The organism is Actinosynnema sp. NPDC059797 (assembly GCF_042732085.1).
Classification (GTDB): domain Bacteria; phylum Actinomycetota; class Actinomycetes; order Mycobacteriales; family Pseudonocardiaceae; genus Actinosynnema.
Window position 1 is genome coordinate 1 of record NZ_JBHWIE010000362.1, and the last position, 6,938, is coordinate 6,938.

The 6,938-nt window shown below is 75.6% G+C and carries 8 protein-coding genes; 5 read left to right on the forward strand and 3 right to left on the reverse strand.

Features of this window, described 5'->3' with window-relative positions; translation table 11 throughout:
* The 3 genes from ACFV4N_RS37055 to ACFV4N_RS37065 form a co-directional block, all read right to left on the reverse strand.
* On the reverse strand, positions 1–670 hold a 670-nt coding region (locus ACFV4N_RS37055; RefSeq protein WP_499677337.1), incomplete at its 3' end, for a dienelactone hydrolase family protein.
* The gene (locus ACFV4N_RS37060) at positions 667–1,527 is read right to left on the reverse strand and encodes a S66 peptidase family protein (protein WP_499677338.1); all 861 of its coding nucleotides are present in this window, start codon (positions 1,525–1,527) and stop codon (positions 667–669) included. The genes ACFV4N_RS37055 and ACFV4N_RS37060, both read right to left, overlap by 4 nt.
* Positions 1,528–1,606: 79 nt before the next feature.
* The gene (locus tag ACFV4N_RS37065; protein WP_499677339.1) at positions 1,607–3,571 is read right to left on the reverse strand and encodes a dipeptidyl-peptidase 5; all 1,965 of its coding nucleotides are present in this window, start codon (positions 3,569–3,571) and stop codon (positions 1,607–1,609) included.
* A 132-nt stretch (positions 3,572–3,703) separates the two neighbouring features.
* On the opposite strand from ACFV4N_RS37065, the gene ACFV4N_RS37070 reads away from it, so the two are divergent.
* The 5 genes from ACFV4N_RS37070 to ACFV4N_RS37090 all read left to right on the forward strand — a co-directional run.
* Complete coding sequence (locus tag ACFV4N_RS37070) at positions 3,704–4,270, forward strand: DUF3090 domain-containing protein (RefSeq protein ID WP_499677340.1); 567 nt, start codon at positions 3,704–3,706, stop codon at positions 4,268–4,270.
* Positions 4,271–4,277: 7 nt separating this feature from the next.
* Positions 4,278–5,072, forward strand: coding sequence for an SCO1664 family protein (locus ACFV4N_RS37075; RefSeq protein WP_499677341.1), 795 nt, complete (start codon positions 4,278–4,280; stop codon positions 5,070–5,072).
* Between the two features lie 82 nt (positions 5,073–5,154).
* The gene (locus tag ACFV4N_RS37080; RefSeq protein ID WP_499677342.1) at positions 5,155–5,631 is read left to right on the forward strand and encodes a GNAT family N-acetyltransferase; all 477 of its coding nucleotides are present in this window, start codon (positions 5,155–5,157) and stop codon (positions 5,629–5,631) included.
* The gene (locus ACFV4N_RS37085) at positions 5,628–6,497 is read left to right on the forward strand and encodes an aminoglycoside phosphotransferase family protein (RefSeq protein WP_499677343.1); all 870 of its coding nucleotides are present in this window, start codon (positions 5,628–5,630) and stop codon (positions 6,495–6,497) included. The genes ACFV4N_RS37080 and ACFV4N_RS37085 overlap by 4 nt, the downstream gene beginning before the upstream one ends.
* A 41-nt stretch (positions 6,498–6,538) precedes the next feature.
* Positions 6,539–6,938: DUF3097 family protein (locus ACFV4N_RS37090; RefSeq protein ID WP_499677344.1), on the forward strand; the 400-nt coding region annotated here is incomplete at its 3' end.

Below are 6,938 nucleotides of genomic sequence, written 5' to 3' on the forward strand. Positions count from 1 at the left end.
GCAGGGTGTGGGAGAGGTCGCGTGTGGTCAGCTCCCAGGCGGCGGCTGCGGCCTCGGGGTGGTGGAACTGCGGGGCGACGTTGTTGTGGAAGGCGTGCCCGGCTTGTTCCTGGACGTGGATCTCGGCGTTGGGCAGGCCGGTGACCGCGTCGACGACCCGCTGCACGGCCGGTCGCGGGATGTAGGGGTCCCGGCCGCCGAAGTGGAACTGGATCGGGCAGGTGATCCGGTCGGCCTGGTCGAGGCGGTCGGGCACGCCGGAGCCGTAGAAGGACACGGCGACGTCGGGGTCTGCGGCCGCGGCGGCCTCGTAGGCGATGGACCCGCCGAGGCAGAAGCCGAGGACGCCGGCCCGGCCGGTGCGGGCGCGCAGCCGGTGCAGGGTGGCGATGACGTCGGACACGCCGAGGGCGAAGTCGAAGCGGCCGGCGACCTCCATGGAGGCGGCGACGCCGGCCTCGTCGTGGGCGGAGGACCAGCCGGGCGCCACGCGCCAGAACAGCTCGGGCACGGCGACGACGTAGCCGAGGGCGGCGAGGTCGGCGGCCACGGAGGTCAGGTAGTCGTCCAGGCCGAAGATCTCCTGGATCAGCACGAGGCCGGGTCCGGTGCCGGCGGCGGGTTCCCAGACGGGCGCGTCGAACGTCCCGTCGGCTACGTCGATCTTCACGTGCCCACGGTTACCACACCGGTGCCGCCGTCGATCTCGACCGACACGCCCAGGGGCACGGTGAGTTGTCCGGCGCAGTGCCCGAAGGGGGTGTCGGCGACCACGGGCACGCCCAGTCCGGCGAGGCGGTCGGCGAACACGGGCGCGAGGTCGCCGCAGCCGGTCCAGGAGCCGAGCACGATGCCGGCGACGTGGTCGAACCAGCCCGAGTTCAGCAGGTCGGTGAGCATCCGGTCGACGCGGTAGGGCTCCTCGTTGACGTCTTCGAGCAGCGCGATCGCGCCGTCGGGCGGTGGGGTGCGCAGGAGGCTGAGGGTGCCGCCGACGGCGGTGCCGCGGGCCGTGCCGGGGACCGTGCCGACGCCCCGGTAGGAGGTGACGCCGGTGAACAGGGCGCGGCGCAGGTGGTCGCGGGCGGCGGTGTCCTCGACGAAGGCGGTGGTGCCGATCATCGGGCCGAACCAGGTGGGGACGCCGGCCTGCCGGAACCCGTCGTGCAGGACGGTGGTGTCGCTGGAGCCGAGGAAGACCTTGCGGTGGGCGGCCAGGGCGGTCCAGTCGAGGAGGCGGGCCGTGCGGGCGCTGCCGTAGCCGCCGCGGGCGCACAGGACGCCGGCGACGTCCGGGTCCAGCCACGCCCGGCGCAGGTCGTGGGCGCGGTCGGGGTCGTGGCCGGCGAGGTAGGGCAGGGTGGGGTGGGTGGCCAGGGCCGAGGGCGCGACCCGGACGTCGAGGTCCCACTTGCGCAGCCAGGCCACGCCGGCGTCCAGCAGCGGCGCGGCCACGGGTCCCGCGGGGCTGACCACGACCACGCGGTCCCCGGGGTGCAGCAGGGGCGGGTTGCCGGTCGGGGTCACGGGCGTCCCGCCGCGCCCGGGGTGGTGTCGCCGGGCCGGGTCCGGGCGCCGGTCGGGCGCCCCGCCGGGGTGGGGCGGGTCATCGGCGCAGGTCCAGGACCGGCACCCCGGGCGGGGTGAAGCCGAGCACCTGACCGTAGAACGACAGCTCGGCCTCCAGCGCCGCGATGATCGTCGAGGCCTTGCGGAACCCGTGCTGTTCGCCCTCGAAGGTCAGGTAGGCGTGCGGGATGCCGCTGCCGTCGAGGGCGGCGGCGAAGCGGTCGGCCTGCTCGGGCGGGCAGATCTCGTCCTCCAGGCCCTGGAGCAGCAGCACGGGCCCGGCCAGGCGGTCGACGCGGTGGGCCGGGGACCGCTCGGCGTACCGGTCGGCGGTCTCGGGCCAGGGCCCGACCAGGCCGGTGACGTACTGGGACTCGAAGTCGTGGGTCTCGCCGCCGGTGCCGGTCCAGCCGGCCAGGTCGAGGATGGGGAAGGCGACCATGCCGCACCGGTAGGTCTTGACCGAGGTCAGGGACGCGGCGGAGGTGAACCCGCCGGCGCTGCCGCCGCGGATGGCCAGGCGTTGGCCGTCGGCGGTGCCCTCGTCGGCGAGGGCTTGGGCGACGGTGGCGCAGTCGTTGACGTCGACGACGCCCCACTGCTCGCGCAGCCGTTCGCGGAACGCGCGGCCGTAGCCGGTGGAGCCGCCGTAGTCGACCGCGACCACGCCGATGCCCCGGCTGGTGAAGTAGGCGATGTCCAGGTCGAGCACGGGCAGGGTGCGGCCGGTGGGACCGCCGTGGACGTGCACCAGGTACGGGGGGCGCTCGTCGTCGGGGTGGGTGTGGTCGGGGTTGTGGGGCCGGTAGACGTGGGCGGGGATGTCGCCGTCGGGGCCGGTGAACACGCGCAGCTCGGGGGTGGGCAGGTAGGGGGCGAGCGCGGCGTGGTCGCCGGTCCCGGAGGGGCCCGAGGGGCCGGTGTGGGTGGTCAGTTCGCCGGTGGACAGGTCCAGCGACACCACGGCGGTCTCGGTGTGCGGTCCGGCGGCGGAGCCGACGACCACGCCGTCGTGCACGGCGAGCTGGCCGTGCCAGGTGGGCAGGTCCACGTCGACGTCGGTGACGGTGCGGCTGCGTTCGTCGAGCACGGCCAGCCGCCCGGCGGCGAGCACGGCGTGGCGGCCGCCGCCGATGGTGGCGAACCAGCGGTTGCCCAGCCGCCACATGGGGCCGCCCAGTTCGCGCTGGACTGGGGCGAGGTTGACCGCGTGCCCGTGCGGGTCGATGCGGTGCAGGTTCCACCAGCCGTCGGGGTCGGTCAGGGCCAGCAGGTCCTCGCCGTCCCACTCGACCTGGCAGACGGCCTCGGCGGGGCCGCCGGCGACGACGCGGTGGTCGGGTGGGCCGACCCCGCTGGAGTCGACCTCGCTGGAGTCGACCTCGGCCACGCACAGCTCGGTGCCGTCCCAGGGCATGCGGGGGTGGTCCCAGCCGATCCAGGCGTAGCGGCGGCCGTCGGGTGACAGGCGGGGCCCGGTCATGAAGTGGTGGCTGGCGGCCAGCACGCGCGGCGGGGAGCCGTCCAGGGGCAGGGCGACGAGGTCGCGGCGGACGTCGGTGCGGGCAGGGCCGGTGGAGGTCTCGCGCACGCACCACACCTCCCGGCCGCCGGGGCCCGCGGTGAGGTCGGCGTAGCGCAGGCCGTGGCGGCGCCTGGGGGCGGGGCTGATCGGGTGGGGCCGGGGGTCGTCGGGGTCGAACAGGTAGACGCGCTGGTCGTCCCAGTGGGTGAAGGCCACCCGGGTGCCCTCGGGTGTGTCGAGCACCACCCAGGGGCGTCCGCCGTACTCGTGGACGCGGTTGCGCACGTTCCACGGCGGCGGCAGCAGGTCCTCGCCGTCGCGCACGAGGGCGACCCGGCCGCCTTCGGCGGGGCGCCCCTCGGTCCACCAGGGCCGGCCCCGGTGCAGGTCGACCCAGTCCACGCCGCCTCCGGCCGCGGCGGCGTGGGCCGCGGTGACGGGTGATTTCCACGTTCCGCACGGTGCGATCTCGACCACCCCGGCACCCTATCCGCACGCCCCGGACCGGGGCAGCGGCCGTGGTCGCCGGCGCCCGCGGGGCGGGTGGGCGGCGGAAAACCCGGGGCAGGGCTGCCGATCTTGCTCGGGTGGCCTAGGGTCGGTGTTGTCATGGCACGCGTCATCCACGTATTCCGCCAACCCGACCGGTTCGTCGCCGGGACCGTCGGGCAGCCTGGCGAGCGCACGTTCTACCTGCAGGCCTCCGAGGAGGCGCGGCTGGTCAGCGTGGCGCTGGAGAAGCAACAGGTCGCCGTACTCGCCGAGCGCATCGGCTCGCTGCTGGAGGAGGTGCACCGGCGGTTCGGCGCGGAGGTACCCGAGGAGGTACCCGAGGACCTCCGGGACACCGAACCGCTGGAGGTGCCGGTCGAGGAGGAGTTCAAGGTCGGCACGATGGGGCTGGGCTGGGACGCCGAGTCCCGCGCGGTGGTCATCGAGCTGCTCGCGATCACCGACGAGGAGGTCGACGAGGCGGTCGTGCTCGACGACACCGAGGAGGGTCCGGACGCGGTGCGGGTGTTCCTGAGCCCGGTGGAGGCGCGGGCGTTCGCCGAGCGCGCGGACCGGGTGGTCAAGGCCGGTCGCAAGCCGTGCCCGCTGTGCTCGGAGCCGTTGGACCCGGATGGGCACGTGTGCCCGCGGCAGAACGGCTACCGGCGCTCGGACGAGGGCTGAGGGACGCGTGCGGCCGGGCGACGAGGGGGTGCTCGACCTGCTGACCCGTGGTCGCATCGAGGTCGAGGGCAGGTTGGTGGACGCCTCCAACGCGACGCTGTTCTGCCGGATCGCCCTGGACGGCGTGACCGCGCAGTGCGTGTACAAGCCGGTGCGGGGCGAGCGGCCGCTGTGGGACTTCCCGGACGGCACGCTGGCCGGTCGCGAGGTGGCGACGTTCCTGGTGTCGGAGGCGGCGGGGCTGGGCCTGGTGCCGCCGACGGTGCTGCGGCCCGGCCCGTTCGGCGAGGGCATGGTGCAGTTGTGGGTGGAGACCCGCGAGGACGACGACCTGGTCGACATCGTGGCCGAGGAGCAGGTGCGGCCGGGGTGGCGGGCGGTGCTGCGGGCGCACGACCGCTTCGGCGAGCCGGCGGTGCTGGTGCACGCCGACCACCCGCGGGTGGCGTTGATGGCGGCGTTCGACGCGGTGGTCAACAACGCCGACCGCAAGGGCGGGCACGTGCTGCACTCGGTGGACGGCGCGGTGTACGGGGTGGACCACGGGATCTGCCTGCACGCCGAGGACAAGCTGCGCACGGTGCTGTGGGGCTGGTTGGGCGAGGAGCTGCCCGGGGAGGCGGTGGAGGCGCTGCGCCGGCTGCGGTCGGGCCTGGACGGGGAGCTGGGCGAGGCGCTGCACGAGCACCTGACGCGCGCGGAGGTGCGGGCGTTGGCGGAGCGGGTGGACAAGCTGCTAGCGGCGGGGGTGTACCCGGAGCCGTCGGGCGAGTGGCCGGCGATCCCCTGGCCGGCGTTCTGACCGGCTGATCGGTTCCGGCCGGTCGGTTCCCGGGGCGGGACCGCGTCGGCCGGGTGTCGGTGGGCGGGTGTCTACTTGCCGCGTGAACGGTGTGGAGTTGCGTGCGGTGACCGGGTCGGACGTGTCGGTGTTCTTCGAGCACCAGCGGGACCCGGCGGCGGTGCGGATGGCCGCGTTCACCCCGGCCGCCCCGGGTGACCGGGCGGCCCACTCGGCGCGGTGGGCGCGGAACCTGGGCGACGGGTCGGTGGTGGCGCGCACGGTGGTGTTCGACGGCGAGGTGGTCGGGCACGTCGCGAGGTTCACCGCGTTCGGCGAGCCGGAGGTGACGTACTGGATCGCCTCGGAGCACTGGGGCAAGGGGTTGGCCACGGCGGCGCTGCGGCTGTTCCTGGAGTCGGACCCGGTGCGGCCGCTGTACGCGCGGGCGGCGGTGGACAACGTGGGGTCGCTGCGGGTGCTGGCCAAGTGCGGTTTCGCGACGGTGGGCCGGGACGCGGGCTTCGCGGAGGGGCGGGGCGGGGACGTGGAGGAGTTCATCCTCAGGTTGGACCGGTGACCGCGGGCGGCACCCCGGCGCGCGAGGGCTCCGGGATCTCCGGTGACGGGGGCTTCGGGGCCGGTGTGTCCGGGGCGGGGGTCTTCGGGGCTGGGGTCTTCGGGGTCGACGGGGGTTTGGCGCGGCGGATGGAGCGCCGGTTCGGCGTGGGTGCGCGGTCGTGGTTGGCGGGGTTGCCGTCGCTGGTGGCGGGCCTGTGCGCGGACTGGGGCCTGGAGGTGGAGCGGCCGCTGAGCGGCGGCACGTCGCACGCCCTGCTGTGCCGGCGCGGGGGTGTGCCGGTGGTGTTGAAGGTGACGCCGGAGCCGGCGCTGGCGGTCGCGGAGTGCGCGGCGCTGCGGGCGTGGGAGCCCTCGCCCCGGGTGGTGCGGGTGCTGCGGGTCGATCCGGCGCGGGGCGCGCTGCTGCTGGAGGGCCTGGTGCCGGGCACGCCGGCGGTCGACGGCCCGGGTCTGCCGGAGGTGCTGCGGGGGCTGCACGTGCCGGCGCCGGAGGGGTTCCCGCCGCTGTCGGAGCGGGTGGACTTCGTGTTCGGGGTCCTGGCCCGCCGCAGGCCGGGCGACCACTCGCGGGCGCACGAGGAGGCGTCGCGGTTGGCGCGGGACCGGGTGCCGCCGGTGCTGCTGCACGGTGACCTGCACCCGGGCAACGTGCTCGACGCCGGGCCGCGGGGGTTGGTGGCGATCGACCCGCGGGCGTGCGTGGGCGACGCCGCCAGCGACGCGGTCGACTTCGCCTACCTGGGCGATGACCTGGAGGGGCGCATCGAGTGGCTGTCGGCGGTGGTCGACGGCGACCGGTTGGCGGCGTGGTGCCGGGTGTACGCGGCGTTCTACCCCGATCACCCGGCGGTGCGGCGGGCGTAGCGCCGTGCCGCGCCGGGTGGGTGGCGGTAACGTCGCGCGGCGTGCGATCACAGGATTACGGCCGGGACGTGCTGGCGGGGCGCAAGCGTCGGGTGGTGCCGGAGGTGGCGGCCGAGGTCGGGCTGGTGGTGGAGGACCCGGCGTCGGGGTTCTGCGGGGCGGTGGTGCGGTTCGAGTCGGGCGGGGTGGTGCTGGAGGACCGGCACGGCCGGCACCGGGTGTTCCCGCTGCGGCCGGCGGCGTTCCTGGTGGAGGGCCGGCCGGTGACGCTGGTGCGCCCCGCGCCCGCGGCGGCGGCCGGGCCGGGGCGGTCGGCGTCGGGTTCGGTGCGGGTGGAGGGCCTGCGGGCCCGCACGGCCCGGGACAGCCGGATCTGGGTGGAGGGCGTGCACGACGCGGAGCTGGTGGAGCGGGTGTGTGGCCACGACCTGCGGGTGGAGG

Bases quoted from the DNA above. Each gene is read 5' to 3' on its own strand.
- ACFV4N_RS37070 (WP_499677340.1), top strand. From the start codon at position 3,704: ATGGCACGCGTCATCCACGTATTCCGCCAACCCGACCGGTTCGTCGCC.